We start from the raw sequence: 26,277 nt of genomic DNA, 5'->3' as shown, positions 1-26,277 counted from the left end.
AGTCGCCGCTCTGGCACGCCACGCGGGGCTATGCGCGTAGTCCTTCACGCGGGCGGTTGGTCGTGCGAGCGGCGCGTCGCTCGCGCGAGACGGTGACTGAGACGCCGCGCGCGACGCTGATCGTGCCGGCGCCACGCCGTGCATGTGCCGCAGAACCCCGTCACGCGGCCTTCTGCGCTATCGCCGCGCTTTCTCGACGTCATTGGCATGACGCTTGCAGAGTCTGGCGGCAAAGGCGGCGCACGGCAATGCACGGTGCGACGCCATCAGGAGACAAAATCCGTGACGACGCCCGTGACTGTAGGCGTGATCGCCAACCCCGCATCGGGCCGCGACATTCGCCGTCTCACTTCGCATGCTTCCGTCTTTCCCACGGCCGAGAAGGCGAACATGGTCGTGCGCCTGCTCGCAGGCCTGGGCGCGCTCGGCGTGACGCGCGTGCTCACGTTGCGCGACAACACCGGCGTGGCCGCGCTGCTCCTGCGCGCAATCGAGACGCACACGGCCATTGCCGCGCACGAACCCTGGCCCGAGGTCGTGTTCGTCGATCTGCTCGTGGACGAAAGCGTTGCCGATACGCACGCCGGTGTCGATCACATGGTGCGAGAGGAGGTTGCGCTGATCGCGGTGTTGGGCGGCGACGGCACCCATCGCGCGGTCGCGGCCCATTGCGGCGCGACGCCGCTGCTCGCGCTCTCCACCGGCACCAACAACGCCTTTCCCGAACTGCGCGAGGCCACCGTCGCGGGCCTCGCGGGCGCGCTCGTCGCGACCGGCGCGGTGCCCGCCGAGTCGGCGCTTTCGCGCAACAAGCGGCTCGTCGCGCGCTGCGTGGAAGGGCCGTCGCGCGGGCGCGAAGAAATCGCGCTCGTCGACATTTGCGTGGCGCGTCAGCCGTTCATCGGTGCGCGTGCGATTTCTGAAAGTTCGGATATCGAATCACTTTTTCTGACCTTCGCGCCGCCTGACGGCATCGGTCTCTCGTCGATCGGCGGGGCTTGGGCGCCGGTCGGGCGCGATGCGGCGCACGGCCTGCATATGACGTTCGCCCAGCCTGGCGCGCCCGAGGGCAGCGGCGCAGGCGTGCCGTTGCTCGCGCCGATTGCGCCGGGCCGCGTCGAGCGCCTGACGATGCTTACCTGCCAGCGCCTCGAAGTCGGCGTGGCGCTGCCGCTCGAAGCGGGCCACGGCACGCTCGCGTTCGACGGCGAGCGTGAAATCGAACCGGCGCGCGGCGACCGCTATGAAGTGACGCTCGACTGGCACGGTCCGCTGACCGTCGATGTCGCGCGCACGCTGCGTTACGCGGCGTCGCATCAGCTGTTGCGCGAGGCCGCCGCGCGCGCATAGCGATTGGGCTTGCTTCCTCCACGCATCACCGAAAGAAGGAGACATCGCATGGACACACCCTTGAAAGGCCAGGTCGCGATCGTGACCGGCGGCGCGCGCGGCATCGGCCGCGGCATTGCGCTCACGCTCGCGCAAGCCGGCGCGGACGTGCTGCTCGCGGATCTGCTCGAAGAACCGCTTGCCGCGACTGCCGACGACATACGGGCGCTGGGCAGACGCGCCGCCTTCGCCAAGGTCGACGTCACCCAGGCTGTCCAGCTCGAAGGGATGGTCTCGCAGGCGCTTTCGGAGTTCGGTGGCTTCGATATTCTCGTGAACTGCGCCGGCGTGATTTCAATCAGTCCGGTATCCGAATTAACAGAGCGGGACTGGGACTTCGTCATGGGCGTCAACGCGAAAGGCGTGTTCCTCGGCTGCAAGGCTGCACTGCCGCATTTCCGTACGCAAAAGCGCGGGCGGATCATCAACGTCGCTTCGATCGCGGGCAAGGAAGGGTTCCCGAATCTTGCGCACTACAGCGCGTCGAAATTTGCGGTGGTTGGCTTCACCAACGCGCTCGCCAAGGAAGTCGCGCGCGAGGGCATCACCGTGAACGCGATTTGCCCCGGCATCGTGCGTACGTACATGTGGGACCGGCTCTCCGACGAATGGAAGACAGAAGGCGAGAGCGTCGAAGAGTCCTGGCAGCGCCATCAGCTCACGCTGATTCCGCAGGGCCGCGCGCAAACGCCGGAGGACATGGGCCGGCTCGCCCTGTTCTTCGCGACGATGGACAACGTCACAGGCCAGTCGGTGAACGTCGACGGCGGTTTCACTTTTCACTAGGAGCAGTCGCATTTCCCCGCAGCAAGCCAATCCAGAGCGGTACAAGCGTCGTACACCCAGGAGACAACCATGTCAGTTCAGTTGAACAAGGAGCAGTTGCTCACCGCGTATCGCTCGATGCGCACGATTCGCGAGTTCGAGGAACGCTTGCACGTCGAGTTCGCGACCGGCGAAATTCCAGGCTTCGTGCACCTGTACGCGGGCGAGGAGGCCTCCGCGGTCGGCACGATGAGTCATCTGAACGATAACGACTATGTCGCCACCACGCACCGCGGCCACGGCCACTGCATCGCCAAGGGGGTGGACGTGCGCGAGATGATGGCCGAGATCTATGGCCGGGCCACGGGGTCGTGCCGGGGCAAGGGCGGCTCGATGCATATCGCCGATCTGTCGAAGGGCATGCTGGGCGCAAACGGCATCGTCGGCGCAGGCGGTCCGCTCACGTGCGGCGCCGCGCTCGCCGCCAAGCAGAAGAAGACGGGCGGCGTGGGCGTGTGCTTCTTCGGTGACGGCGCGTCGAACCAGGGCGTGATCTTCGAGTCGATGAATCTCGCCTCCGTGTGGCGCTTGCCGGTGATCTTCGTCGCGGAAAACAACGGCTACGCCGAGGCGACGTCTTCCACGTGGTCGGTCGCGGCCGACAATATCGCCGACCGTGCGAACGGCTTCGGCATGCCGGGCGTGATCGTCGACGGCTTCGACTTCTTCGCCGTACACGAGGCGCTGGGCGAAGCCATTGCACGCGCCCGCAGCGGCGGCGGCCCAACGCTCGTGGAGATGAAACTCTCGCGCTATTTCGGCCACTTCGAAGGCGACGCGCAAACCTACCGAGCCCCTGGCGAAGTGCAGAAGCTGCGCGAGGAAAAAGACTGCCTGAAGCGCTTCGAAGAGCGCGTGGTGCGCGCCGAACTCGCGAGCAGCGACGATCTGCGCGAGGTGAACGCCGAAGTGAAGCAGCTGATCGACGATGCCGTGACGCAGGCCAAGGCCGCGCCGCTGCCGCCAGCCGAAGCGCTGCTCACTGACGTGTACGTGTCGTACCCTTAAGCGCTGCGCACTCAGGTCATCAGGATTCCAGATCAAGGAGACAGAAATGGCACGGAAAATCACCTATTCGCAGGCCATCAACGAAGCGCTTGCCCAGGAGATGGGGCGCGACGAAAGCGTGATCGTGATGGGCGAGGACAACGCGGGCGGCGCGGGCGCGCCAGGCGAGCAGGACGCGTGGGGCGGCGTGCTCGGCGTGACAAAGGGCCTTTACGGCAAGTTCCCCGGGCGCGTGCTCGATACGCCGCTCTCGGAAGGCGGTTTTATCGGCACGGCAGTGGGTGCGGCGGCGTGCGGCATGCGGCCGGTCGCGGAGCTGATGTTCATCGATTTCATGGGCGTGTGCTTCGACCAGATCTTCAATCAGGCGGCGAAGTTCCGCTACATGTTCGGCGGCAAGGCCGTCACGCCGGTCGTGATTCGCACCATGTATGGCGCGGGCTTGCGCGCGGCGGCGCAGCACTCGCAGATGCTCACCTCGCTCTTCACGCATATTCCCGGGCTGAAGGTCGTGTGCCCGGCCACGCCCTATGACGCCAAGGGCCTCATGATCGAGGCGATACGCGACAACGACCCCGTGATCTTCTGCGAGCACAAGCTGCTCTACACGATGGAAGGCGACGTTCCGGAGGAATCCTATTCGATTCCGTTCGGCGAGGCCAACATCGTGCGCGACGGTGACGACGTCACGATCGTCACGTATGGACGCATGGTGCACTACGCGCTCGATGCTGCGCAGAAGCTCGCGAAAGACGGCATCGAGGCGGACGTGATCGACCTGCGTACGACCTCGCCACTCGACGAGGAAACGATCCTCGAAAGCGCGCGCCGCACGGGCCGGGTCGTGGTCGTGGACGAAGCCAATCCGCGCTGCTCGATCGCGACCGACATTGCGGCACTCGTTGGCCAGAAGGCGTTCAAGGAACTGAAGGTACCGGTCGGCATGGTCACTGCCCCGCATACGCCTGTGCCGTTCGCGGCATCGCTCGAAGACCTCTACATCCCCTCGGCGGAGAAGATCGCCGACGCCGCGCGCGCAGCAAGGAGCTGAAGTCATGCCGATTCACATGATCACGATGCCCAAATGGGGCCTGTCGATGGAGCAGGGCCAGGTGAACGGCTGGCTCAAGTCGCCCGGCGACAAGGTCAGCAAGGGCGATGAATTGCTCGACGTGGAGTCCGACAAGATCGCGTCGGGCGTCGAGTGCGCGTTCGAAGGCGTGTTGCGGCGGCAGATCGCGCAGGAGGGCGACACGCTGCCCGTCGGCGCGCTGCTTGGTGTGGTCGCCGATGCCGAAGCGGCCGACGCGGATATCGACGCCGCGGTGGCCGAGTTCCAGCGCGACTTCGTGCCGGCGCAGGCGGGCGACGCCGACGCGGGACCGCAGCCGGAAAAGTCGCAAATCGGCGGCAGGACCGTGCGCTACCTGAAGCAGGGCGAAGGCGAGGGCGTGCCTGTCGTGCTGATCCATGGCTTCGGCGGCGATCTCAACAACTGGCTCTTCAATCACACCGATCTCGCGGCGGAGCGCACCGTCTGGGCGCTCGATCTGCCGGGTCACGGCGAGTCGGGCAAGGCGCTCGAGAGCGGGAGCCTCGACGAGCTCGGGCAAAGCGTGATCGCGTTCCTCGACGCGCAGAAGATCGACCGCGCGCATCTCGTCGGGCACTCGCTGGGCGGTGCAGTGGCCATGGCGGTGGCCGAGCAGGCGCCCGGGCGCGTGACTTCTCTTGCGCTGATTTCGAGTGCAGGCCTTGGCAGCGAGATCGATGGTGCGTATATCGAGGGCTTCGTCGCGGCGGGCAATCGCAATGCGCTCAAGCCGCACGTGACGAAGCTGTTCGCCGATCCCGCGCTGGTCACGCGTCAGCTCGTCGAGGACCTCGTGAAGTACAAGCGGCTCGAAGGCGTGCAGGCCGCGCTCGGCAAGATTGCCGCGCAGGCGTTCGAAGGCGGCGCGCAGCGGCGCGTGTTCCGCGAGCGGCTTGCGTCGCTCGCGCCTCGCGCGCTCGTGATCTGGGGCGAGGTCGACAAGGTCATTCCGGCGCGCCACGCGCAGGGCTTGCCGTCGCAGGTGCGCGTGGAGGTGATTGCGGGCAAGGGGCACATGGTGCAGATGGAGGCGGCGCAGGAGGTCAATCGCCTGCTCAAAGCCTTCTTCGACGAAGGGGCCTGAGCATGGAGGCCGCCACGTCTGGAGTGTCCCGCTCGTCGAGTACGGCGCTGGGTCAGGAGGGCCTGCGCAGCCGCGAGAAGCTCGCGCGCATTCCGGTGAAGATCGTGCCGCCTGCCAGCGCCGACGCGGTCTTGCCGAAGCCGCCCTGGCTGCGCGCGCGTCCGCTCATGAGCGAAACCGTAGCGGGCGTGGCGGCCGTATTGCGCGAGCATCGGCTTCATTCGGTATGCGAAGAAGCGATGTGCCCGAACATCGGCGAATGCTTTGCACAGCGCACCGCGACTTTCATGATCATGGGCGGGCTGTGCACGCGGCGCTGTCCGTTCTGCGATGTCGCTCACGGACGTCCCGCGCCGCTCGACGAGGACGAGCCCGCGCACCTTGCGGCAGCGGTCGCGGCGCTGGGCTTGCGTCACGTCGTCATTACATCGGTCGATCGCGACGACTTGCGCGACGGTGGCGCGTCGCACTTCGCGCGTTGCATTGCGCGGGTGCGCGAGCGCGTAGCGGGAATCGGCGTCGAGGTGCTCACACCCGATTTCCGCGGCCGTGTCCCGCGCGCGCTCGAGGCGCTTTCGTACGCGTGGCCCGACGTGTTCAACCACAACATCGAGACCGTGCCCTCGCTGTATCGCGCGGCGCGGCCGGGCGCGGACTATCACGGCTCGCTCGATTTGCTTGCGCGCGCGAAAGCGGCGAACGGTGCGCTCGTCACGAAGTCGGGGCTGATGGTGGGGCTGGGCGAAACCGATGCGGAGTTGCTCGCGACGATGCGCGACCTGCTCGAGCATCGCGTAGAAGTGCTGACGATCGGGCAGTACCTTGCGCCGTCGCGGTTTCATTTGCCGGTGAAGCGCTACATGCATCCCGACGGATTCGCCGCGTTGCGTGCGGCGGGGCTGGCAATGGGATTTAGCGAGGTGGTGGCCGGGCCGCTGGTTCGCTCGTCGTATCACGCAGCACAGACCGTGGAGGCGGCGCGGCAGGCCGAGGCGGGGTGATCTGCATGCATTTGCAACTAACCGCCTAACGCCTCCGACGCCGACGAGCTAGGCGCGTTCTCTCACAAACCGCGTACTCACCCGCGAGAGATAAAGCAGGAGTCCGGCACCGGCAATCAGGAGGCTCGCCATGTTGGCGAGCCAGAACCCGCGCGCGCCCGTCGCCCAGGCGGGCACCGTGCCGGTCACGTCGAAGCCCAGCGCGTAGCCGCCGCCGAGGCCCACGCCCCAGAGCGCAAGCGCATAGATGATGGTCGGCACGACCGCGACCCGGTAGGCGCGCAACGCGAAGGCGGTGGTGATCTGCAGGGCGTCGAACACGTGGTAGCAGGTGACGATGGCGACGAGCGGCATGGCTGCGACTGCCACGGCAGGGTCCGGCGTGTAGCCGCCGATGATGAGCGGCCGCAGTACGAACACGATCGCGCCATAGCAGCAGGCAATCGCTACGGCCGTCGCCACGCCGTGCCGCGCGAGCGTGCGCGCTTCGGCCGGGCGGTCGCCGCCCAGCGCCTGGGCGACGAGCGTCGAGGTCGCCACGCCGATCGAAAGCGGCGTCATGTAGAGCACGGCGCCGATGTTGCCGGCGATCTGATGGCCGGCGAGCGTGGTCGTGCCCATACGTGCGATGAAGATCGCCATGAACGTGTACGACGTCACTTCGATGAGGTACGAAAGCCCCATCGGAATGCCGAGCTTGAGCAGTTCGGCCTGGCGTTTCCACTCGGGCCAGCAGAAGTGCCTGAAGATTTCGAACGGTGCGAACACGTCCACCCGCGTGAGCGCGAAGGCCGCGCACAAGGCGAGCGCCCAGTTGATCGAGGTGCTTGCGAGCGCGCAGCCTGGCCCCCCGAGCGCCGGCACGCCGAGGCCGCCGAAGATGAGCCACGTGTTGAGCGGCACCTTGAGTACGAGCGCGCCGACTTGCAGGAACATCACGAGGCGCGGGCGCCCCACGGCATTGGCGAGCGAGCTGTAGATGCGAAAGGCCAGCGCCGCGGGCAGCCCGAACGAAAGCAGCCGCAGATAGCCGACGGTGCGCTCGCGCAGTGCTTCGGGCGCGTGCGCGAGGTCGAGCAGCGGGCCGGGAAAGTAGAGGATCGTAAATCCGATCGCCATCAGCACGAGCGCGAGCCAGAACGCCTGGCGCACTTCGAGACCGATTTCCGTGTCCTTGCGCGCGCCATAGAGCTGCGCCGCTACGGGCTGCAGCGCGCTGAGAATGCCCGTGAGAGCGATATAGACCGAGATGTAGATCGACGAACCCAGGCCGAGCGCGGCGAGATCGAGCGCCGAGTAGCGACCGACCATCGCGGTGTCGATCACGCCGAACGCGATGATCGCGAGTTGCCCGACCAGCACCGGCCACGCGAGCGCGGCGATGCGCCGGACGTCGCCGGCGAAAGTCGTCGTCAGCACGGCCTCAGTCCGGACGCTTGCGCCAGACATGTTTCTTGAGCGGCGGCGTCGGACGGTCGATGCGCACGTACAGGCGGAAGCGCTCGTCGCGATCGGCGACGCGGCGGCCTTCCCAGACGAGCTTCCACACGTAGTCCGGCATCGAGCTCGGCTCGCCGTATTCCTGCGTGTCCTGGCGCAGGATCACGTCGCAATCCTCGTTGAACGCGAAATGCATCCTGCCGAAGTACGCGAAGGTGGCGATCTGCGCATCGCCGAGGCGGACGGGCGAGATGCACTGATAGTCGGCGGGCAGGTGCGCGGCGATCTGCTCGGCCACGTCCTTGTAGGTCCGGCTGTAGTTGACGACCGGCAGCCACAGCGTCATGAGCAGCACCCACATGAGCGTGGTGCCGCCGCTCGAGAGCACGACGCTGCGCCACAGCACCTTCGGATGGCGCGCCACGCGCCAGCGCACGAGCACCATCCAGCACACGGTAACGGCCACCGCGCACACGAACGAGAGAATCTTGAACTCCGGCACGAAGCCGGGTGCGAGGCGCGCGAGGTTGCGCGCGAGCGGTGCCGGGAAACCGGTCATGCCCGCGAGCCACACGAGCCACACGAAGGTGCTGAGAATCGTGAAGCTCAGCACCGCGAACCAGTCGATCGCGTTGATCGCGCCGCGCTTGAGCGTGGGCAGCGCGAAGGTCGCGAGCACCGCCAGCGCGGGCAGCACGAGCATGAAGAGCCGGTTCGATTCGTGGCTCTGCACGACCACGAGGATGAGCAGCGGCACGATCACCGACAGCGGAATCGCGATGTGCGGTTTGCGGCGCAGCCCGGCCCAGCTCACGAAGGCCCAGATCGCGAGGGGCCACGCGGGCCACGTGAAGAGCGGCAGGTTCTTGGCGGCGTAGCGCAGCACGTAGCCAGGGGGGCCTGCGAAGGCGTTGACGTTGGTGTGCGCCCACTGGTTGAGGAACCAGACGGCGTCGTCGGGATACAGATGCAGCGCCAACAGGGGCCACGAGGCCGAGACCACGAGCGCCACGGGCAGGCCCGCCACGAGCAGCCAGCGCGAGCGCGTTTCGGGGGCAATGGCGAGCATGGCGAGCGTGCCGATGAGGAGCGCGCCCACGAGCACCGGGCCGCTCGAGAGCATCACGATGCCGAGCGCGAGGCCCCACCAGAGGGCGCCCTGGACCGGCTTGTCGATGGCGCGCACGACGCCGTACAGCAGCATGGCGATGCCCACGAACTGCATGAGCTGCGGCGTGGTTTCGTGACCGCGCTCGGCGAGGCCGAAGCAGCCCAGCAGAACGAGCAGGGCGCCGTCGCCGAGCGTGCGGCCGTAGTCGCGCGGCTCGGGCTCGCCGCCGAACGCGTACTTGAACGGCTGCACTTCGGGGCGGCGGCCCAGCAGATACGCGCTGTACCAGACGAACGCGCACGCGAGGCAGAACAGCACGCCCGTGGCGATGCGCGATGCGTTGCTGGCGTCGACCCACGGTGCGAAGAGACGGATGCACGCGGCGCCGAGCCAGTAGCCGAGCGGACCGTTCTCGGTCACGTACTTGCCGACGAGATTGGGTAGCAGCCAGTCGTGCGAGGTGCCCCCCGCCATCGTCCACATCACGCCGAAGCCCGCCGCATCCTCGTTCTTCCACGGGTCGCGGCCAAAGAGGCCGAACGCGGCGAAGACGATACAGATGGTCAGCAGCAGCCAGCGCGGCAGGGCGCTGGTGGCGGAGGCGGTCAGTCGAATGGCTGGCTTCATGCAGTACGAAGGGAGACGGATAAACCGGGCGTGTTCGAGCGGGCGGCTCGCACGCGGGGGTCAAGCAGGCATGCGCGGCAGACGGTACACCCGGCCGTGTGCCGTGGAGCAATCCGGCATTCTAGCCGGGCCGGCGATCGCGCGTCACGGCGTTAGCCGCGGGATAATCCACAGAAACATCTAAAAAGGGGCGGTAAGTCGCACCCTTATAGCTGCTGGACGGCGCAACGGTGGCGCGGGCAACAAAAAAGGGCAGCGTATGCTGCCCTTTTTGTGCACGTTCAATGCGGGACCGGCCAGCAGCCGGTGCGGCGAGGTGCTTACTTGCCGGCCTTGCCCGAGGCGCGTGCGCCGAACTTCTTGTTGAACTTCTCGACACGGCCTGCCGTGTCCATGATCTTTTGCGTGCCCGTGTAGAACGGATGCGATTCCGACGACACTTCGATCTTGGCGAGCGGGTAGGTCTTGCCGTTGAATTCGGCGGTTTCGCGCGTCTGGATGGTCGAGCGGGTCACGAACTTGAAGTCGTTCGAAACGTCGATGAACAGGACTTCGCGGTAATCCGGGTGAATGCCTTCTTTCATGGTTATTCCTTAAATCTGGCGGTAGCCAACCCGCGTGCCTGCAACACCATGTTGCCGACTTTGCCCGCGCGAGCCACTTACCCAAGGGTCGAAAAACGGCGATTATGCCAGATAATCAGCCGGTTGGCGAATTTTTGAGGCTCCCGCGCGTCAGGTTTCAGGCCGGCTGGCCGGCCAGTGCGCCCACGCGCGCCGGGTCCTGGCGGTAATAGCGCGCGAGCAGCCGGTAAAGCTCGGGATATTCCGCCTCGAATGCCTTCGGTTTGACGAAAAGCGCCTCGCTGCACACCGCGAAGAACTCCGACGGGTGGTCGGCGGCATAGGGATCGATCAGCGAATCGCGCTCGAAGCGCGCCCAGCGGCGCTCCGGCACGGCGTCCACCTTGTCGCAGAACTGGTCGTAGGCGTTGTCGAACACGTCGGCCCATGCCTGCGCGTCGAGCGGGGCGTGCCAGCGCCGAAAGAGGGGCGGATGGCCGTCGGCCTCGCCGTTAAGCATGTCGATCTTGTGCGCGAACTCGTGGATCACGACGTTGTACGCGTCGCTGCCATCGGTCATCTGCGCGTCTTCCCACGAGAGGATCACGGGGCCGCCTTCCCACGCCTCGCCGCTCGCGTCGTGTTCCACCTCGTGGACCACGCCGTCCTCGTCCTCCACGGTCTTGCGGATCACGAATTCGCCCGGATAGACGACCACGCCCACCCAGCCCTTGTAGAGATCGAGTGAAAGATTGAGCACGGGCAGCGACGCCTGCGCGGCGATCGCTACGCTCATCGGGTCGGTCAGCTCGAGATCGTGCGCCGTGGAGAACTCCTTTTGCGCGAGGAAAAGGCTCGTCATCTCGCGCAGGCGCACGAGGTCGGCGGCGTCGAGGTGCTTGAGAAAGGGCAAGCCCGCGAGCGTCGCCTGCCAAAGCGCGTCGTCGATCGCGTAGGTGCGCAGCGCCTTTTCGCGGCGGCGCGCGTCGAACCAGTGAGAGAGTTTCGAAAGCATCGCTGGGTGTGTTTTCCCGTGCGTCTGGATGTCGTTCAATCGATCTGCTTTTGCCACGCGGCGAAGATCCCGCCGCACACCGCCACGCCGATCAGGAAGTAAAACCCGTCGAGCGAACTCAGGAAGCTCGCCTGCTGCGCGACGATGCGGCTCACCTGCGCGAGCGCGAGTCCGCGCGCTTCGCTCGCGGAGCGGCCCATCAGTTCGAAGGAATGCGTCAGCGCGGCGTAGGTGCTCTGGAACGCCGGGTTGAACGGATTCACGAACTCGGCGAGCCGCGTCTGGTGCAGCGCGAGCCGGTGCTGCTCGACGATGATAACGGTGGCTGTGGCGAACGATATCGTCAACTGCCGGACGATGTTTTTCAAGCGGTAACCGTGCGTGAATTCTTCGATCGCGAAGATGCGGAACGTGAGATTGGCGACGGGCAGCACGATGAAGAGCAGCAGCAGGCCACGCAGCAGCAGCGGCGGGATGAGCCAGGCTTCGCTAGCCTGCGGCGTGAGCCGCGTCATCCAGAACGAAATGAACGCTGAGAGCACGAAGCCGGGCACGATGATCCACTTTTTGTGTGTAATGAGCTTCGCGTAGCGGAAATAGAAAAAGAGGGCGCCGGCCGAGATGAGCGACGTGATGCCGGTGAGGCGTCCGGCGTTTTCGACGGGGTAGTTGAAACCGCCTTCGAGCAGCCGCGAGACCAGGTAGCTGAGCGCCGTGCTCAGGTAGTAGTAGACCATGTAGAGCAGCAGGCCCACCCGGAACGGCTTCTCGCGCAGTGCGTGCAGGCGCATGAGCGGCTTCGGATGATGCCACTGGTGCCAGCCGAACCAGGCGAGCGCCGTGATCCCGACGAGCGTGAGCAGAATGATTTCCGGCGACGCGCTGAAGAGTTCGAAGCGCACCTGCTGCATGGCGATCTGCAGCGCGCCCTGTGCAAACGCGAAGATGAGGTACGGCCAGAAGTGCGCTTCGCCGCGCTCCTCAGGCAGCAAGTGGCCCGTATCGGGCAGCGCGAGCAGGGCCAGCACGGCATAGAGCACGCCTGCGGGCGCGGAAAACGCGAACAAGGCGCGCCAGTCGAAATGCGCGACGAGCTGCCCGCCCACGAGCGGTGCTAGCGCGCTGGAGAGCACGATGAGAATGAGGAACGCGCGCGTTGCCACTGGACGCTGCTGCGGCGTGAAGCTGATCTGGATGAGGATGCGGCAGGTGCCCATCATCGGGCCGATGAAGTAGCCCTGGAAGCCGCGCGCGAAGGCAAGCTCGATCGACGATTCGCAAAGTGCCGCCGCGATCGCGCCGACGGCATAGAGCAGCAGGCAGCTCCCCACGTAGCGGCGGTAGCCCATGCGCTCCACCCACCATTGCTGCTGCAGGATGCCCAGAACGGCGCACACGGCGTAGGCGCTCGACGACCAGACGAGCTCGTCGGGCGACGCGTTGATGCCGCCCGCGATATGGCTCGTGAAGAACGAGAAGATCGCGTTGTCGTAGTAGTCGAGACCGGTCGCGAGGGCGAGCACCCACGGGAAAAAGTCGCCGCGCAGGCGCGCCGCGCTGAAGATCGGCTCGCGAGGCTGGGCCGTGCTCATGCCGATTCGTCGTTCTCGCGTGCGTTGCCCGAAGGCTCTGCCGGTCTGCCGCCCGTCGCGGCCGCCTTGCGTCGCCGCGTGGCGGCGAGGCGCTGCTCGATCAGCTGATCGGACGGCTCTCCCGCGAGGCGCCGCTGCAGGTAGTCGAGGTCGCCGGCCAGCTCCATGCGCACCGTCTGCGCCTCCTTCAACTCGCGGCGCACGGCCGCGATGCGCGTGTCCAGCGTCTCGATCTGCTGCGCGAGCGCGTCGGCGATCTGCTGGAGCGACTCGTGCGAATAGCGCCGGCGGCCTTCGCCAACCTGTTCGAGCGGCCGCTTGAGCATTTCGGTGATGCCGTGCAGCGAAAAGCCGAGCGCGCGCAGCCGCAGGATGCGCGCAAATTGCTCGAGGTCGTGCTCGTCGTAGAGCCGGTAGCGGCCTTCGCTGCGCGAGGGGCTGACGAGCCCTCGCTCTTCGTAATACTTGAGCGTGCGCGGCGTGACGTTCAGGCGCTCGGCGGCGTCGCGCACCGTGAGCAGCGCGGGGGCATCCTTGGGCATGGGGAACTCTTTTTTCGCCGGGACGCGATCAAGACACACTGCGCATTATACTTCAACGTGAACGTGCACGTACAGGTTGAGAGGTGCAGCGATCCGCTGCCGGAAAAGAAAAACGCCCGCGAAGTCGCGGGCGTTTTGCGGTGATTCGAGCGGGCGAGGGCCTTTAGCCGCCGCGGCGCATCATGTCGAAGAACTCGGAATTGTTCTTCGTCTGGCGAATCTTGTCGAGCAGGAATTCCATGGCCTCGACTTCGTCCATGTCGTGGATGAACTTGCGCAGCACCCAGATCTTCTGGAGGATGTCCGGCTTGATCAGCAGTTCCTCGCGGCGCGTGCCCGACTTGTTCAGGTTGATCGACGGGTAGACGCGCTTTTCCGCGAGACGGCGCTCGAGGTGCACTTCCATGTTGCCGGTGCCCTTGAACTCTTCGTAGATCACGTCGTCCATGCGGCTGCCGGTTTCGATCAGCGCCGTGCCGATGATGGTGAGCGAGCCGCCTTCTTCGATGTTACGTGCCGCGCCGAAGAAGCGCTTCGGACGCTGGAGCGCGTTGGCATCCACACCGCCCGTGAGCACCTTGCCCGATGCGGGCACAACGGTGTTGTAGGCGCGCGCGAGACGCGTGATCGAGTCGAGCAGGATCACGACGTCGTGCTTCATTTCGACGAGGCGCTTGGCCTTCTCGATCACCATTTCGGCGACCTGCACGTGCCGCGCAGCCGGTTCGTCGAAGGTCGAGGCGATCACTTCGCCCGCCACTGAGCGCTGCATTTCGGTCACTTCTTCCGGGCGCTCGTCGATCAGCAGCACGAACAGGACCACGTCGGGGTGGTTCTGCTTGATGGCGTGCGCGATGTGCTGGAGCATCACGGTCTTGCCGGACTTGGGCGAAGCGACCAGCAGGCCGCGCTGACCCTTGCCGATAGGCGCGATCATGTCGATGATGCGGCCCGTCACGTTCTCCTCGCCGCGCATCTCGCGCTCGAGCAGCAGCACCTTGTTCGGGTGCAGCGGCGTGAGGTTCTCGAACATGATCTTGTGCTTCGAGGCTTCCGGCGGCTGGCCGTTGACCTTGTCCACCTTCACGAGCGCGAAATAGCGTTCGCCGTCCTTCGGCGTGCGCACTTCACCTTCGATCGTGTCGCCGGTGTGCAGGTTGAAGCGGCGGATCTGCGACGGGCTGATATAGATATCGTCCGTGCTGGCGAGATACGAGGTTTCCGGCGAGCGCAGGAAGCCGAAGCCGTCGGGGAGCACTTCGAGCGTGCCGTCACCGAAGATCGTTTCGCCCGTCTTGGCGCGCTTTTTGAGAATCGCGAACATGAGTTCCTGCTTGCGCAGGCGGTTCGCATTTTCGATCTCGAGGCCATTGGCCATCTCGATCAATTCAGACACGTGCAGAGACTTGAGCTCGGAAAGATGCATACGGAGAACCCGTCGGGGAGGAGTGCGACGAAAAGAATGGGGGAAAAGAAGCGAGCGGAACCGCTCAAGGACTTTTGGTTGAAACTTCGCTTCAAGCTTGCTTGAAACTTTTATAAGGGCGCCGGTAGACGCTTTATGAATTCTAGCATAGCACACGCCAGAAACCGTCAGTGAAGACCGACAGCAAGTTTCGGCGTGTTTTTATGGTGCGTGTTGTCGCGTGACAACACGCACCGTTGGTGGCTCATCCCTTGCTGGCCGGGCGATGCGCCCGGGCGGGGAGGGGCGGCCAGCGAGGAAGTTACAGGTGGCTGTCCAGGAACGCGGTGAGCTGCGACTTCGAGAGCGCGCCGACTTTCTGCGCCGCCACGGCGCCGTTCTTGAAGAGGATCAGCGTGGGGATGCCGCGCACGCCGAACTTCACCGGCGTCGACTGGTGCTCGTCGACGTTGATCTTCGCGACCTGAAGGCGCTCGCCATAGTCCTTCGCGACTTCATCGAGAATCGGCGCGATCATCTTGCACGGGCCACACCACTCTGCCCAGAAGTCCAGCAGCACGGGCTTGTCGGATTTCACGACGTCCTGTTCGAACGATGCGTCGCTGATATGCTTGATTTGTTCGCTCATTGTATGAATACCTCTTTCGATTCGAGGCTGAGTAAATTGCTCGCCACGATACACCAAAACTGAAAATTCTTCCGGGGCCGCCTGGGCGGCCAGACCGAACCCAAGTCATACGTCCGAATCACACGCCCTTCGCACGCAAACCGCGTGGCCCAGCCGATTGCCGACGCCAGTGTAGCCTAAATCCCTATGCGTTGCCGACGGTGATAGTACTCATGCCGCAAGCAGGGTTTCCGTCCTGCAGGCCACATTCGGCGGCATATTCTGGCGGCGGCGCGAGCCTTTTCGCGGGGCCATTTCGCGTGGTACCTCGTGCTCCTGCACGCTATCTGGAGGCGGTGCGAGCCGTTGCAAGAGGGTAGCTACCCGGGGCGCGCAACGATGCCCGGCGCGGCTCGGCGCGTTTTTTCGCACTGCAGCAGTCGCATTGGCGCGCGACCGATGTTAGAATGCGCCGTGACGGGCCTCCTCGCATGGAGGGGCGGTCAACCTGGTCAGGTCGGGAACGAAGCAGCCACAGCCGTTTTCCGCCAGTGCCGAGGGTCAGGCTCGTCACCTTCCTCTTTTTTCTTCCGTTTTTCTTCCCAGATACGAGATTGACGCCGCGCAATCGACTGCGCGACGCGGTTCTTCGTTCGTCGTGTTTGTCACGCCTGCATCGCCACTGTTTTCGTCGTCCGCAATCGCCGGCTCGCGCCATTGCGCGGCGGCCGCGAACCGGGCATTGGCCGCCTTTCGATTCATCTGGACGCGCCGGCGTTGCTGATACAATTTCCGCATGACCTATCAAGTTCTCGCACGCAAGTGGCGACCGAAGGATTTCGCTTCGCTCGTCGGACAGGAGCACGTGGTGCGCGCGCTCACGCATGCACTCGACGGCGGCCGCCTGCATCACGCGTACCTCTTCACAGGCACGCGCGGCGTGGGCAAGACGACGCTGTCGCGTATCTTCGCCAAGGCGCTCAACTGTGAGACCGGCGTGACGTCGAAGCCCTGCGGCGTGTGCCGCGCGTGCCGGGAAATCGACGAAGGGCGTTTCGTCGATTACGTCGAGATGGATGCGGCGAGCAATCGCGGCGTGGACGAAATGGCCGCGCTGCTCGAGCGTGCGGTCTACGCGCCGGTCGATGCGCGCTTCAAGGTCTACATGATCGACGAAGTGCACATGCTCACGAACCACGCCTTCAACGCAATGCTGAAGACGCTGGAAGAGCCGCCGCCGCATGTGAAGTTCATCCTCGCGACGACGGACCCGCAGAAGATTCCGGTCACGGTGCTCTCGCGCTGCCTGCAATTCAATTTGAAGCAGATGCCGGCGGGCAACATCGTGGAGCATCTCACGCATATTCTCGGAGAAGAGAAGGTCGAGTTCGAGGCGCAGGCGCTGCGCCTGCTCGCGCGCGCCGCAGACGGCTCGATGCGCGACGCGCTTTCGCTTACCGACCAGGCCATCGCGTATTCGGCCAACCAGGTCACCGAAGAAGCGGTGCGCGGCATGCTCGGCGCGCTCGATCAAAGCTATCTGATCCGCATGATCGACGCGCTCGTGGCCGGCGACGGCGCGAACGTGCTCGCCATCGCCGACGAAATGGCGCTGCGCAGCCTGTCGTTTTCCGCCGCGCTGCAGGACCTCGCGAGTCTGTTCCATCGCATTGGCTGGGCGCAATTCGCGCCTTCATCGGTGCTCGACGAGTGGCCCGAAGCCGACGACATTCGCCGTTTCGCGGAAGCGTTGAGCCCGGAGCAGGTCCAGCTTTTCTATCAGATCGCGACCCTCGGGCGCAGCGAACTCGGCCTGGCACCCGACGAATACGCTGGCTTCACGATGACGCTCCTGCGCATGCTGGCGTTCGAGCCTTCCGCGAGCGCGGGCAGCGTGGGCAGTGCGCCTGTGTCGAAGCCCGCTGCGGCCGGCGCGGGCGCGCGTGCGGCGGCTCCGGTAGCGGCGTCGGCGCGCAGTGCGGCGCCTGCCGCTGCGCAGCCAGTCGTGCCGAAGCCCGCCGCCCCGCTGCCGCGGCCGACCGAAGCCGCACCGGCGAAGATGCCCGATGCCGAGCCGCAAGCGAGCGCGTCCGCGCCTGCGCCTGCGCCGCTCGCGAGGCCCGCGGACGAAGCGCGCGTCGTCCCGCCCTGGGAGGACGAGGGCGAGTCCGCGCCGAACCCGGGCGCAGCGCCACAAGCTGCGCCTGTGGCACCGGTCGAGCCGGCTGCGGCCGCTCCCGCGCCAGAAGAGACACAACCTGTGCAGAGCGTGGCCGCTGCGCCCGCGCCGCAATTCGAGTCTCGTGAGGAACCCGCCGCTGCGGCATCCGCGCGTGGTGGTGCAAGCGCTGCGCTCCACGTGCTGCGCAGCAAGGGCATGCGCGTTGCCACGGGCCGTCCCGCTGCCGCTGCCGGCGCGAGCGCCCCGGCGCCCGCGCCGAAGGCCGCACCGCGCAAGGAAGTGAAGGTGCCGACGCCCGATCCGGCTCGCCGCGCCGCCGCGCACGAAGCGCAGGCACGACAGACGCCGCGCAACGCAAACGCGCAGCAAGACGCTTCGGGCGCGCCGCCGTGGGACGATATTCCACCCGACGACTATGTGCCGCTCGGCGCCGATGACGCGTACTTTGCGCCGCCCGACGACGGCTTCGTGCCCCCCTACGACAGCGAGCCGTCCGCGCCGCGCGCCGCCGCTGCGATGCCGACGCCGTCGCCGGCCGTGGTCGATGTGAGCAAGCTGCCGCCGGGCATTGCGCTCGATCCGATCGGTTTCAAGGGCGACTGGCCTGCGCTCGCCGCCACGCTTTCGCTCAAGGGCATCTCGTACCAGCTCGCGTTCAACAGCGAGCTGACGGCGCTCGAAGGCACGCTTCTCAAATTGAGCGTGCCGGTGCCGCAGTACGCCGAAGCCTCGCAGGTCGCGAAGCTCAAGACGGCGCTTGCCGAGCGGCTTGGCAAGACCGTTGAAGTGAGCGTGGAAGTCGGCCCCGCGCGCCGCACGGCGGCCGCGCTCGACGCCGCCGATCGCGCCCAGCGTCAACGCGAAGCTGAGCGCGAGATCGGCGCCGACCCCTTCGTGCAGCAACTGATTCGCGACTTCGGCGCGAGCATCGTGCCGGGCTCGATCCGGCCGGTCGCGCCGGAAGCCGCATCGGGCGGCACTCAGGCCGCCCACTGATTTGCGCCGCGCGGCGCGCAGAGCGTCGCGCGCTTTTGAGCGCATCGATTCGAACGACTACGATCCAGAAGGAGCAGTGACTATGTTGAAAGGCCAACTCGCAGGGCTCATGAAGCAAGCCCAGCAGATGCAGGAAAACATGAAGAAGATGCAGGAGCAGCTTGCCCAGATCGAAGTCGAGGGTCAGGCTGGCGCCGGTCTCGTCAAGGTCACGATGACCTGCCGCAACGACGTTCGCCGCGTGTCGATCGATCCGAGCCTGCTCACGGACGACAAGGACATGCTCGAAGACCTCGTGGCCGCGGCGTTCAACGACGCGGTGCGCAAGGCCGAAGCCACGTCGCAGGAAAAGATGGGCGGCATGACCGCCGGCCTGCCGCTGCCGCCGGGCTTCAAGATGCCGTTCTAAGGAACGTGGCGAGCGCCGCGTCTGCGTGAGGCAGACCGGCGCCCGCGTGTCCCGCGTGCCTCGTCGCGACCCGGCAGGGCTGCGCGGCGTCGCGGCGTCGAAAGTAGCAAGCAGTAGCAAGCAGTAGGTAGCAAGCAACACCAGGCAGCAGGAAGCACCCCGAAGCAGGTTCCGCTTCAAACCCCCGTCGCGCATCTCGCGCTGAATCCGCATGAAACAACCTTCCGCTCTCGCCGCTCTCGTCGAGGCGCTGCGCGTGTTGCCCGGTGTCGGGCCGAAGTCGGCGCAACGCATGGCCTATCACCTGATGCAGCACGACCGCGACGGCGCCGAAAAGCTCGGCAACGCGCTCCTGTTCGCGACCGGGAATCTGAAGCACTGCGAGAAGTGCAATACCTTCACCGAAGCTCAGGTATGCGAAACGTGCCTCGACGAGGAGCGTGACCCTACGCTGCTGTGCGTCGTCGAAACGCCGGCCGACCAGATCATGCTCGAACAGACCATGACATACCGCGGTTTGTATTTCGTGCTGATGGGGCATCTGAGTCCGCTCGACGGCATCGGTCCGAAAGAGATCCATTTCGACCGGCTCGTGAAGCGCGCGTCGGATGGCGTCGTCAAGGAAGTGGTGCTCGCCACCAATTTCACGAATGAGGGCGAGGCGACGGCCCACTATCTCGGTCAGACGCTCAAGGCGCGCGGACTCGCCGTCACGCGTCTCGCACGCGGCGTGCCGGTGGGTGGCGAGCTCGAATATGTCGACGCGGGCACCATCGCGCGGGCCATGCTCGACCGGCGCTCGATGTAGCGTCCCGCCAGGCTTCGATCGCGGCGCACTCGATGTGGTGCCGCTCGCCGAACAGAATGAAAGGAGACCCCATGAGTGCAGCCGCCCCTTCCCACGATTCCCCCCATTCCCGGTCGAACGCATCCGCAGCGAAAGGCGCGGGCCCGCTCGCGGGCGTCAAAGTCCTCGAACTCGGCACGCTGATCGCCGGTCCGTTCGCCGCTCGCTTTCTCGGCGAATTCGGCGCCGAGGTCATCAAGATCGAAGACCCCAAGGGCGGCGATCCGCTGCGCAAATGGCGCAAGCTCTACCCGGAAGCGGGCGGCACGTCGCTCTGGTGGGCCGTGCAGGCGCGCAACAAGAAGTCCGTCACGGTGAATCTCAAAGCCGAAGAGGGCAAGGAGATCGTGCGGCGGCTCGCGAAGGAAGCCGATATCGTCATCGAGAATTTCCGGCCCGGCCTGCTCGAAAAGCTCGGGCTCGGCTACGACGTGCTCTCGAAGCAGAATCCCGGCCTCGTGATGGTGCGGCTCTCGGGCTACGGCCAGAGCGGCCCGTATCGCGACCGTCCGGGCTTCGGCGCGATCGCCGAATCGATGGGCGGCCTGCGCCACATCACCGGCTATCCCGATCTGCCGCCGCCGCGCATCGGCATTTCGATTGGCGACTCGATCGCTGCGCTGCACGGCGTGATCGGCGCGATGATGGCGCTCCATCATCGCAACATGAACGGCGGCAGCGGCCAGATCGTCGATGTCGCGCTCTATGAGGCCGTGTTCAACATGATGGAGAGCGTGGTGCCCGAGTACGGCATGTACGGCATGGTGCGTGAGCGCACCGGCGCGTCGCTGCCGGGCATCGTGCCGTCGAATACGTACCCGTGCCGGGACGGTAGCATCGTGATCGGCGGCAACAGCGATCCGATCTTCAAGCGCCTGATGATGGCCATCGACCGCGCGGACCTCGCGAACGATCCGCAACTCGCCCACAACGACGGCCGCGTGCCGCGCACGGCGGAGATCGACGGCGCAATCGCGGCGTGGCTTTCCACGCGCACCATCAACGAAGCGCTCGACGTGCTCAATGCCGCCGACGTGCCCGTGGGCCGCATCTACAGCGTGGCCGACATGTTCGCCGATCCGCAGTTCGCGGCGCGCCAGATGATCCAGCAGTTCCGCTGGCAAGCGCCGGGGCAGCAAGAAGGCGAGGGCGTGGACATCGCGCTCCCCGCGGTCACGCCCAAGCTTTCGGCGACGCCCGGCGACACGCGCTGGCTTGGTCCCGCGTTGGGCGAGCATACGGATGAAGTCCTGAGGACGCTGGGCTACGACGCGGACCACATCGCACGGTTGCGCGAGCAACACATCGTCTAAGGCGAGTGCCTTATGCAAGACGGCTCGCCGGTGAACCACCGGCGAGCCGTTTTCGCTTTGCGTCCTGCGTGGCAGGAAACGTTCAGGGCTCGATCACGATCTTGCCCGTCACCTTGCGCGAGGCCATGTCCTTGAGCGCCTGCGCGGTGTCGGCGAGCTTGTAGCGCTTCGAGACGTAGGGCTTGAGCTTGCCTTCACCGATCCAGCCCATCATCTGCGTGAACGCTGCCGCATTGTGCTGCGGTTCGCGACGCGCGAAATCGCCCCAGAACACGCCGACGAGGCTCGCGCCCTTGAGCAGCGCGAGATTGAGCGGCAGCCTCGGAATCTCTCCATTCGCGAAGCCGACCACGAGATAGCGGCCGCGCCAGCCGATGCTGCGGAACGCCGGTTCCGCATACTCGCCGCCCACCGGGTCGTAGATCACGTCGGGGCCTTTGCCGTCGGTGAGTGCCTTGATGCGCTCGCGCAAGTCCTCGGTGCTGTAGTTGATGGTGGCGTCCGCACCGAAGCGGCGGCAGACTTCGAGCTTCTCTTCGCTCGAGGCGGCTGCGATCACGCGCGCGCCGAGCACCTTGCCGATTTCGACAGCCGCGAGGCCCACGCCGCCCGCCGCGCCGAGCACGAGCATCGTTTCGCCTGCGCGCAGGGCCGCGCGATCGACCACCGCGTGATGCGACGTGCCATACGCGAGCGTGAAAGCGGCGGCCGTCGCGAAATCGGCGCCTTCGGGCAGCGCCACGCACGCCGATGCGTCCGCAAGCGCCTGCTCGGCGAACGCGCCAGTGCCCACATAGGCCACTACGCGCGTATCGGGCGCGAGCTTCACGCCTTCGCCCGCCGCGCGCACGACGCCCGCGAGTTCGGCGCCGGGCGTGAAGGGCAGCGGCGGCTTCATCTGATACTTGTTCTCGATGATGAGTACATCGGGAAAGTTCACGGCCGCGGCCTTCACGTCGATCACGACCTGACCGGGGCCCGGCACGAGGTCGGGCGAGTCTTCGAGCGTGAGCGAGTCGGGTGGTCCGTACTGGTTGCAGCGGATTGCGCGCATCGTGTCTCCTGTCTTTTCCGGTTCGGTTGCTTGCAGTTGCGTCGGTCATGCATTCGCTACCGCGGGACAGTGTACGGCAATCCGCCGCAATGCGAACGATCGTGCGATTTATTTCGCGTCGATGACCGGGTGTCTTTCGAGCCGTTGCCGTGGATGCAAATGCGCCCCGCACCGGCGCATGATTTCGACGTGCAGCCCAGTGGCAGACACGCCCTGGCGTATGGGCCGGGCTGTCGTTCGCGTGCCTTCTTTCCTCGGTTACAATCGCTCGATGCGAATACTACTCAGCAACGACGACGGTTACCTCGCCCCCGGCCTTGCGGCGCTGTATGAAGCGCTCAAGCCGCTCGGCGAAGTCACGGTCATGGCGCCCGAGCAGAACTGCAGCGCCGCATCGAACTCGCTTACGCTGTGGCGCCCGCTGTCGGTTTTGCGATCGGCGAGCACCGGCTTCTATTACGTGAACGGCACGCCCACCGACTCGGTGCACATCGCACTCACGGGCATGCTCGACCAGCAACCCGACCTCGTGGTCTCCGGCATCAACAACGGCCAGAACATGGGCGAGGACACGCTGTACTCGGGCACGGTGGCCGCGGCGACCGAAGGCATTATGTTCGGCTTGCCGGCCATCGCGTTCTCGCTCGTCGATAAGGACTGGGTGCATCTCGATTCCGCCGCGCGCGTCGCGGCCGAGATCGTTGCGCATTACCTCGCGAACCCGCTGCCGGGTCATCCGCTGCTGAACGTCAACATTCCGAACCTGCCGTACGAAGAGCTTGGCGACTGGCGCGTCACACGCCTCGGCAAGCGTCATCCTTCGCAGCCCGTGATCCGCGAGACCAACCCGCGCGGCGAGCCGATTTACTGGATCGGGCCGTCGGGCAGCGCACGCGATGCGAGCGAGGGCACGGACTTCCACGCGGTGGCGAACGGCCATGTGTCGATCACGCCGCTGCAACTCGATCTCACCCATACGCAAATGCTGTCCGCGACGCACGACTGGGCGCGCAAGGGCGGCAGTGCTTCATGACGGGCGAGCGCACGAAGCGTTTTCCGCTCGGGCTTGCGGATCTCGTACGCGAGCCGCGCCGGCGCGACGCGCGTCCGGGCGAAGCACGCCCCTCGCTCGCGAACGCGGGCAACAGCAGTCCGTCGAAACCGGGCGTCGGCACACTCGCGAAGCCCGGCGCGAAGGTAGGTAATCCGGCCGTCGCGAAGTCCTCCGTGAGCACACCGTTCAAGGCGCCGCCTGCGAAGCCGGTCAATGCGAAGCCGGTGAGCGCAAAGCCGGCGGGTTCGATCAAGCCTGCGCATCCTGCCGGCAACGCTGCCGCGCCGCGGGCCGCCATGCCGGGCGGCGTGAGTGTGCCGCGTGCTGCTGTGGCCGTCACGGGCGCGCCCGCCGTTGCGCTCAACGGCGCGCATGCGCTGACTTCGGAACGCATACGCGAACGCATGGTCGAACGCCTGCGTGCGAACGGCATCGCCGATGCGCGCGTGCTCCAGGCGCTCGCGGCCGTGCCGCGCCACATGTTCATCGATCCGGGTCTCGCGACCCAGGCCTACGAAGATGCGGCGTTGCCGATCGGTCATCACCAGACCATCTCAAAGCCTTCCGTGGTCGCGCGCATGCTCGAGCTCGCGGGCGCGGGCCGCGTGCTGGAGCGCGTGCTCGAAATCGGCACCGGCTGCGGCTATCAGGCAGCGGTGTTGAGCCAGATCGCACGCGACGTGTATTCCATTGAGCGCATCAAGCCGTTATACGAGCGCGCGAAGACGAATCTTCGTCCGCTGCGTATCCCGAATATCCGCTTGCACTACGGCGACGGACGGCTCGGTTTGCCGTCGGCGGCGCCGTTCGACGCGATCGTGATCGCTGCTGCGGGCTTCGACGTGCCGCAGGCGCTGCTCGAGCAGCTCGCCATTGGCGGGCGGCTCGTGGCGCCGGTCGCGGTGTCCGGCACCCAGAGTGCCGCCGGCGAAGCGACGCAGGTCCTCACGCTCGTCGAGCGTACGGGGCCGGCGCAGTGGCGGGAGTCACGCCTGGATCGCGTTTTCTTTGTCCCCTTAAAATCTGGAGTGATCTGAATCCGATGAGTATGTTGCGCGCGATCAAAAGAAACCGCCTGAATGTCGACCTGCCCGAAGCCACGCTGATCGCAGCCCAGCGCGGCGCCGCGGTCGCCGCGCTCTGTCTTCTGGCCGCCTGCGCCACGCGACTCGATCAGGCACCCGTGGTCGACCGCACCGCGCCGCTCGGCACGGCGGCTGCACAGCCTCCGGTGCCGCTCGGGCCGCCGCCTCCGGGATATTACCGGGTGAAGCCGGGCGACACTCTCTATAGGATTGCGCTCGAAAACGGCCAGAATTATCGCGACATCGCGACGTGGAACAATCTCACCAATCCGAACCAGATTGAGGTGGACCAGTTGTTGCGCGTCGTGCCGCCGGGTGCGAATCCGTCGGCGTATACGCCGGGTGTCGTGACCGCGCCGGTGCCGGGCGTGGGCGCTGCACCGGGCGCTCCGGCAGCGGGGACGCCGGCGCAGCCGCCGATCTACGGTTCGGGTGCGAATGCAGCCCCGCCGACTGCCGCCGTGCCGCCGCAGCCGGGTGCGAGCGGCGGCGATGTCGCCGCGGCGCCGGGCGGCAACATCGCGCTCACGTGGCCGGTGCGTGGTCCGGTGCTCAACGGCTTCGACGATACGAAGAACAAGGGCATCAATATTGGCGGTGCGTCGGGCGATCCTGTCAAGGCAGCCGGCGATGGACGCGTGGTTTATGCCGGAAATGGGCTGCGCGGTTACGGCAATCTCATTATCATCAAGCATGACGCGACGTTTTTGACCGCGTATGCACACAACCGGACTTTGATGGTAAAAGAAGGGGATGCGGTCACCAAAGGTCAGAAGATCGCCGAAATGGGCAATACCGACTCGGACCGGGTGATGCTGCATTTCGAAGTACGCCGTCAGGGTAAGCCCGTCGACCCACTGAAGTACTTGCCGCCGCAATAAAAGCGAGCCGACCATGCCGAAATCGAAGCGCCGTCTGCAGCAATCCGAGTCTGACAGCCAAGCCGCCCAGGTTTCGGTGGAGGACGGCGCGCAGGCGGGCGACGACGACGCGTCGCCCGAACTCGACGGCGGCCGCGACTACGAAGAGCGCGAGGAGCGTGAAGAGCGCGATTCGCAGTCCGACGAAGGCGGCTCGGGCGAGGGCACCGAAACCGCCGATGCCGCACCCGACGCCGACGATTTCCGCGCCATGCTGCAGGCCGAACTCACGGCCGACACTATCCAGCATTATCTGAACCGGATCAGCGTGAAGCCGCTGCTCACTGTCGAGGAGGAGCAGCGCTACTCGCGGCTCGCCAAAGCCGGCGAGTTCGAAGCGCGTCAGGTCATGATCGAGCGCAATCTGCGCCTCGTCGTCAGCATTGCCAAGGGTTACCTCAATCGCGGCGTGCCGCTGCTCGACCTGATCGAGGAGGGCAACCTCGGCCTCATGCACGCGATCGAAAAGTTCGATCCCACGCGCGGCTTCCGTTTCTCGACGTATGCGACCTGGTGGATCCGCCAGAGCATCGAGCGCGCGATCATGAACCAGGCGCGCACCGTGCGTTTGCCGGTGCACGTGATCCGTGAGCTCAACCAGGTGCTGCGCGCGAAGCGACATCTGGAGAAGAACTCGCTCAACGCCGATTCGGCCTCGGAGCGGCGCGACGCGAGCATCGACGACATCGCGTATCTCACGGGCAAGACCACCGAGGAAGTCACCGACATTCTCGCGCTCAACGAACACACGGCCTCGCTCGACGCTCCGCTCGACCTCGACCCGGCCAGCAGCCTGCTCGACCTGCTCTCGGACGACCAGAGCCAGTCGCCCGATGCCGAGGTGCAGCATCGCGAACTGGAAACGCTTACACGCGCGTGGCTCGGCCGGTTATCCGATAAGCATCGCCACGTCATCGAACGGCGCTTCGGGCTGAACCATATCGAGCCCGCCACGCTCGAAGAGCTGGCCGACGAAATGGGCCTCACCCGCGAGCGCGTGCGGCAGATCCAGCAGGAAGCGCTGGTGCGCCTCAAGCGCTTTTTCGCTTCGAACGGCGTGCGCAAGGACGCCGTACTCTAAACCCTCGCAGTCC

24 protein-coding genes and 1 other RNA gene are annotated in these 26,277 nt (G+C 65.9%); 15 read left to right on the top strand and 10 right to left on the bottom strand.

What is annotated here, in order from left to right; all coding sequences use genetic code 11:
* The first annotated feature begins 282 nt into the window (after positions 1-282).
* The 6 genes from AB3X98_RS21200 to lipA all read left to right on the top strand — a co-directional run bounded on the left by AB3X98_RS21200 (position 283) and on the right by lipA (position 6,400).
* On the top strand, positions 283-1,350 hold the full coding sequence (locus tag AB3X98_RS21200) for an ATP-NAD kinase family protein (RefSeq protein ID WP_069267607.1): 1,068 nt from the start codon (positions 283-285) through the stop codon (positions 1,348-1,350).
* A gap of 48 nt (positions 1,351-1,398) precedes the next feature.
* The gene (locus tag AB3X98_RS21195) at positions 1,399-2,175 is read left to right on the top strand and encodes an SDR family NAD(P)-dependent oxidoreductase (protein WP_133184298.1); all 777 of its coding nucleotides are present in this window, start codon (positions 1,399-1,401) and stop codon (positions 2,173-2,175) included.
* A gap of 69 nt (positions 2,176-2,244) precedes the next feature.
* Complete coding sequence (locus AB3X98_RS21190; protein WP_368606715.1) at positions 2,245-3,222, top strand: thiamine pyrophosphate-dependent dehydrogenase E1 component subunit alpha; 978 nt, start codon at positions 2,245-2,247, stop codon at positions 3,220-3,222.
* 46 nt (positions 3,223-3,268) lie between these two features.
* A complete protein-coding gene (locus AB3X98_RS21185) occupies positions 3,269-4,273 on the top strand; it encodes an alpha-ketoacid dehydrogenase subunit beta (protein WP_368606714.1) in 1,005 nt (334 codons plus the stop codon).
* Positions 4,274-4,277: 4 nt separating this feature from the next.
* The gene (locus tag AB3X98_RS21180) at positions 4,278-5,399 is read left to right on the top strand and encodes an acetoin dehydrogenase dihydrolipoyllysine-residue acetyltransferase subunit (RefSeq protein WP_368606713.1); all 1,122 of its coding nucleotides are present in this window, start codon (positions 4,278-4,280) and stop codon (positions 5,397-5,399) included.
* Positions 5,400-5,401: 2 nt separating this feature from the next.
* Positions 5,402-6,400 (top strand): lipoyl synthase, encoded by a 999-nt coding sequence (gene lipA / locus AB3X98_RS21175; RefSeq protein WP_368606712.1) that lies wholly within the window; start codon positions 5,402-5,404, stop codon positions 6,398-6,400.
* A 48-nt stretch (positions 6,401-6,448) separates the two neighbouring features.
* Here lipA and AB3X98_RS21170 read toward each other — a convergent pair whose 3' ends face one another.
* From AB3X98_RS21170 to trxA, 8 genes are all read right to left on the bottom strand, one after another.
* Positions 6,449-7,819, bottom strand: coding sequence for an MATE family efflux transporter (locus AB3X98_RS21170; protein ID WP_368606711.1), 1,371 nt, complete (start codon positions 7,817-7,819; stop codon positions 6,449-6,451).
* 4 nt (positions 7,820-7,823) lie between these two features.
* Complete coding sequence (locus tag AB3X98_RS21165) at positions 7,824-9,578, bottom strand: ArnT family glycosyltransferase (RefSeq protein ID WP_368606710.1); 1,755 nt, start codon at positions 9,576-9,578, stop codon at positions 7,824-7,826.
* A gap of 320 nt (positions 9,579-9,898) precedes the next feature.
* Entirely contained in the window at positions 9,899-10,162 is a 264-nt protein-coding gene (locus AB3X98_RS21160) for a type B 50S ribosomal protein L31 (protein ID WP_069267507.1), read from the bottom strand.
* 157 nt (positions 10,163-10,319) lie between these two features.
* Positions 10,320-11,156 (bottom strand): M90 family metallopeptidase, encoded by an 837-nt coding sequence (locus AB3X98_RS21155; protein ID WP_069267506.1) that lies wholly within the window; start codon positions 11,154-11,156, stop codon positions 10,320-10,322.
* A gap of 35 nt (positions 11,157-11,191) precedes the next feature.
* Entirely contained in the window at positions 11,192-12,748 is a 1,557-nt protein-coding gene (locus AB3X98_RS21150) for an MFS transporter (protein ID WP_368606709.1), read from the bottom strand.
* Positions 12,745-13,290: a MerR family transcriptional regulator gene (locus AB3X98_RS21145; protein WP_368606708.1), complete on the bottom strand. Its 546-nt coding sequence runs from the start codon at positions 13,288-13,290 to the stop codon at positions 12,745-12,747. Before AB3X98_RS21145 ends, AB3X98_RS21150 begins: the two co-directional genes overlap by 4 nt.
* 163 nt (positions 13,291-13,453) lie before the next feature.
* The gene (gene rho / locus AB3X98_RS21140; protein ID WP_027818379.1) at positions 13,454-14,716 is read right to left on the bottom strand and encodes a transcription termination factor Rho; all 1,263 of its coding nucleotides are present in this window, start codon (positions 14,714-14,716) and stop codon (positions 13,454-13,456) included.
* Positions 14,717-15,017: 301 nt separating this feature from the next.
* Positions 15,018-15,344, bottom strand: a complete 327-nt coding sequence (gene trxA, locus AB3X98_RS21135; RefSeq protein WP_069267503.1) for a thioredoxin TrxA — start codon at positions 15,342-15,344, stop codon at positions 15,018-15,020.
* A gap of 455 nt (positions 15,345-15,799) precedes the next feature.
* Here trxA and ffs point away from each other — a divergent pair.
* Positions 15,800-15,898, top strand: an RNA gene (ffs, locus tag AB3X98_RS21130) — signal recognition particle sRNA small type.
* On the opposite strand, the gene AB3X98_RS21125 is transcribed toward ffs, so the two are convergent.
* Positions 15,894-16,112 carry a hypothetical protein gene (locus AB3X98_RS21125; RefSeq protein ID WP_368606707.1) on the bottom strand — a complete coding sequence of 73 codons (219 nt, stop codon included), beginning with the start codon at positions 16,110-16,112 and terminating at the stop codon, positions 15,894-15,896. The two genes, ffs and AB3X98_RS21125, sit on opposite strands and share 5 nt — an antisense overlap.
* Positions 16,113-16,119: 7 nt before the next feature.
* Here AB3X98_RS21125 and dnaX point away from each other — a divergent pair, with 7 nt between their 5' ends.
* From dnaX to AB3X98_RS21105, 4 genes are all read left to right on the top strand, one after another.
* On the top strand, positions 16,120-18,501 hold the full coding sequence (gene dnaX / locus AB3X98_RS21120) for a DNA polymerase III subunit gamma/tau (RefSeq protein WP_368606706.1): 2,382 nt from the start codon (positions 16,120-16,122) through the stop codon (positions 18,499-18,501).
* An 82-nt stretch (positions 18,502-18,583) separates the two neighbouring features.
* Positions 18,584-18,910, top strand: a complete 327-nt coding sequence (locus AB3X98_RS21115; RefSeq protein WP_069267501.1) for a YbaB/EbfC family nucleoid-associated protein — start codon at positions 18,584-18,586, stop codon at positions 18,908-18,910.
* A gap of 211 nt (positions 18,911-19,121) precedes the next feature.
* Complete coding sequence (recR, locus tag AB3X98_RS21110) at positions 19,122-19,718, top strand: recombination mediator RecR (protein ID WP_028204939.1); 597 nt, start codon at positions 19,122-19,124, stop codon at positions 19,716-19,718.
* Between the two features lie 71 nt (positions 19,719-19,789).
* Complete coding sequence (locus AB3X98_RS21105) at positions 19,790-21,070, top strand: CaiB/BaiF CoA transferase family protein (RefSeq protein WP_368606705.1); 1,281 nt, start codon at positions 19,790-19,792, stop codon at positions 21,068-21,070.
* Positions 21,071-21,152: 82 nt separating this feature from the next.
* Here the strand turns inward: AB3X98_RS21105 and AB3X98_RS21100 are convergent, their stop codons facing one another.
* Positions 21,153-22,124: an NADPH:quinone oxidoreductase family protein gene (locus AB3X98_RS21100; RefSeq protein WP_368606704.1), complete on the bottom strand. Its 972-nt coding sequence runs from the start codon at positions 22,122-22,124 to the stop codon at positions 21,153-21,155.
* Between the two features lie 271 nt (positions 22,125-22,395).
* Between AB3X98_RS21100 and surE the strand changes: the two genes are divergently transcribed.
* The 4 genes from surE to rpoS are packed head-to-tail and all read left to right on the top strand — an operon-like array spanning position 22,396 to position 26,264.
* Positions 22,396-23,157 (top strand): 5'/3'-nucleotidase SurE, encoded by a 762-nt coding sequence (gene surE, locus AB3X98_RS21095; protein ID WP_069267606.1) that lies wholly within the window; start codon positions 22,396-22,398, stop codon positions 23,155-23,157.
* Positions 23,154-24,215 (top strand): protein-L-isoaspartate(D-aspartate) O-methyltransferase, encoded by a 1,062-nt coding sequence (locus AB3X98_RS21090; protein WP_069267498.1) that lies wholly within the window; start codon positions 23,154-23,156, stop codon positions 24,213-24,215. The genes surE and AB3X98_RS21090 overlap by 4 nt, the downstream gene beginning before the upstream one ends.
* A gap of 5 nt (positions 24,216-24,220) precedes the next feature.
* Positions 24,221-25,144, top strand: a complete 924-nt coding sequence (locus AB3X98_RS21085; protein WP_069267497.1) for a peptidoglycan DD-metalloendopeptidase family protein — start codon at positions 24,221-24,223, stop codon at positions 25,142-25,144.
* Positions 25,145-25,157: 13 nt separating this feature from the next.
* Positions 25,158-26,264 carry an RNA polymerase sigma factor RpoS gene (rpoS, locus tag AB3X98_RS21080; RefSeq protein ID WP_069267496.1) on the top strand — a complete coding sequence of 369 codons (1,107 nt, stop codon included), beginning with the start codon at positions 25,158-25,160 and terminating at the stop codon, positions 26,262-26,264.
* Positions 26,265-26,277: the final 13 nt, after the last annotated feature.

This window comes from Paraburkholderia sp. BR14312 (assembly GCF_040948675.1).
GTDB classification, from domain to species: domain Bacteria; phylum Pseudomonadota; class Gammaproteobacteria; order Burkholderiales; family Burkholderiaceae; genus Paraburkholderia; species Paraburkholderia nodosa_A.
Note: the sequence above shows the minus strand (reverse complement) of the source record. Positions and strands in the feature narration are given on the sequence as shown.

Coding starts and splice junctions, on each gene's coding strand:
- AB3X98_RS21150 (WP_368606709.1), bottom strand. CDS start 12,748: ATGAGCACGGCCCAGCCTCGCGAGCCGATCTTCAGCGCGGCGCGCCTG.
- AB3X98_RS21145 (WP_368606708.1), bottom strand. CDS start 13,290: ATGCCCAAGGATGCCCCCGCGCTGCTCACGGTGCGCGACGCCGCCGAG.
- AB3X98_RS21105 (WP_368606705.1), top strand. CDS start 19,790: ATGAGTGCAGCCGCCCCTTCCCACGATTCCCCCCATTCCCGGTCGAAC.
- AB3X98_RS21180 (WP_368606713.1), top strand. CDS start 4,278: ATGCCGATTCACATGATCACGATGCCCAAATGGGGCCTGTCGATGGAG.
- surE (WP_069267606.1), top strand. CDS start 22,396: ATGCGAATACTACTCAGCAACGACGACGGTTACCTCGCCCCCGGCCTT.
- AB3X98_RS21195 (WP_133184298.1), top strand. CDS start 1,399: ATGGACACACCCTTGAAAGGCCAGGTCGCGATCGTGACCGGCGGCGCG.
- AB3X98_RS21155 (WP_069267506.1), bottom strand. CDS start 11,156: ATGCTTTCGAAACTCTCTCACTGGTTCGACGCGCGCCGCCGCGAAAAG.
- AB3X98_RS21115 (WP_069267501.1), top strand. CDS start 18,584: ATGTTGAAAGGCCAACTCGCAGGGCTCATGAAGCAAGCCCAGCAGATG.
- AB3X98_RS21165 (WP_368606710.1), bottom strand. CDS start 9,578: ATGAAGCCAGCCATTCGACTGACCGCCTCCGCCACCAGCGCCCTGCCG.
- AB3X98_RS21090 (WP_069267498.1), top strand. CDS start 23,154: ATGACGGGCGAGCGCACGAAGCGTTTTCCGCTCGGGCTTGCGGATCTC.
- recR (WP_028204939.1), top strand. CDS start 19,122: ATGAAACAACCTTCCGCTCTCGCCGCTCTCGTCGAGGCGCTGCGCGTG.
- AB3X98_RS21160 (WP_069267507.1), bottom strand. CDS start 10,162: ATGAAAGAAGGCATTCACCCGGATTACCGCGAAGTCCTGTTCATCGAC.
- trxA (WP_069267503.1), bottom strand. CDS start 15,344: ATGAGCGAACAAATCAAGCATATCAGCGACGCATCGTTCGAACAGGAC.
- rho (WP_027818379.1), bottom strand. CDS start 14,716: ATGCATCTTTCCGAGCTCAAGTCTCTGCACGTGTCTGAATTGATCGAG.
- AB3X98_RS21190 (WP_368606715.1), top strand. CDS start 2,245: ATGTCAGTTCAGTTGAACAAGGAGCAGTTGCTCACCGCGTATCGCTCG.
- AB3X98_RS21100 (WP_368606704.1), bottom strand. CDS start 22,124: ATGCGCGCAATCCGCTGCAACCAGTACGGACCACCCGACTCGCTCACG.
- lipA (WP_368606712.1), top strand. CDS start 5,402: ATGGAGGCCGCCACGTCTGGAGTGTCCCGCTCGTCGAGTACGGCGCTG.
- dnaX (WP_368606706.1), top strand. CDS start 16,120: ATGACCTATCAAGTTCTCGCACGCAAGTGGCGACCGAAGGATTTCGCT.
- AB3X98_RS21085 (WP_069267497.1), top strand. CDS start 24,221: ATGAGTATGTTGCGCGCGATCAAAAGAAACCGCCTGAATGTCGACCTG.
- rpoS (WP_069267496.1), top strand. CDS start 25,158: ATGCCGAAATCGAAGCGCCGTCTGCAGCAATCCGAGTCTGACAGCCAA.
- AB3X98_RS21185 (WP_368606714.1), top strand. CDS start 3,269: ATGGCACGGAAAATCACCTATTCGCAGGCCATCAACGAAGCGCTTGCC.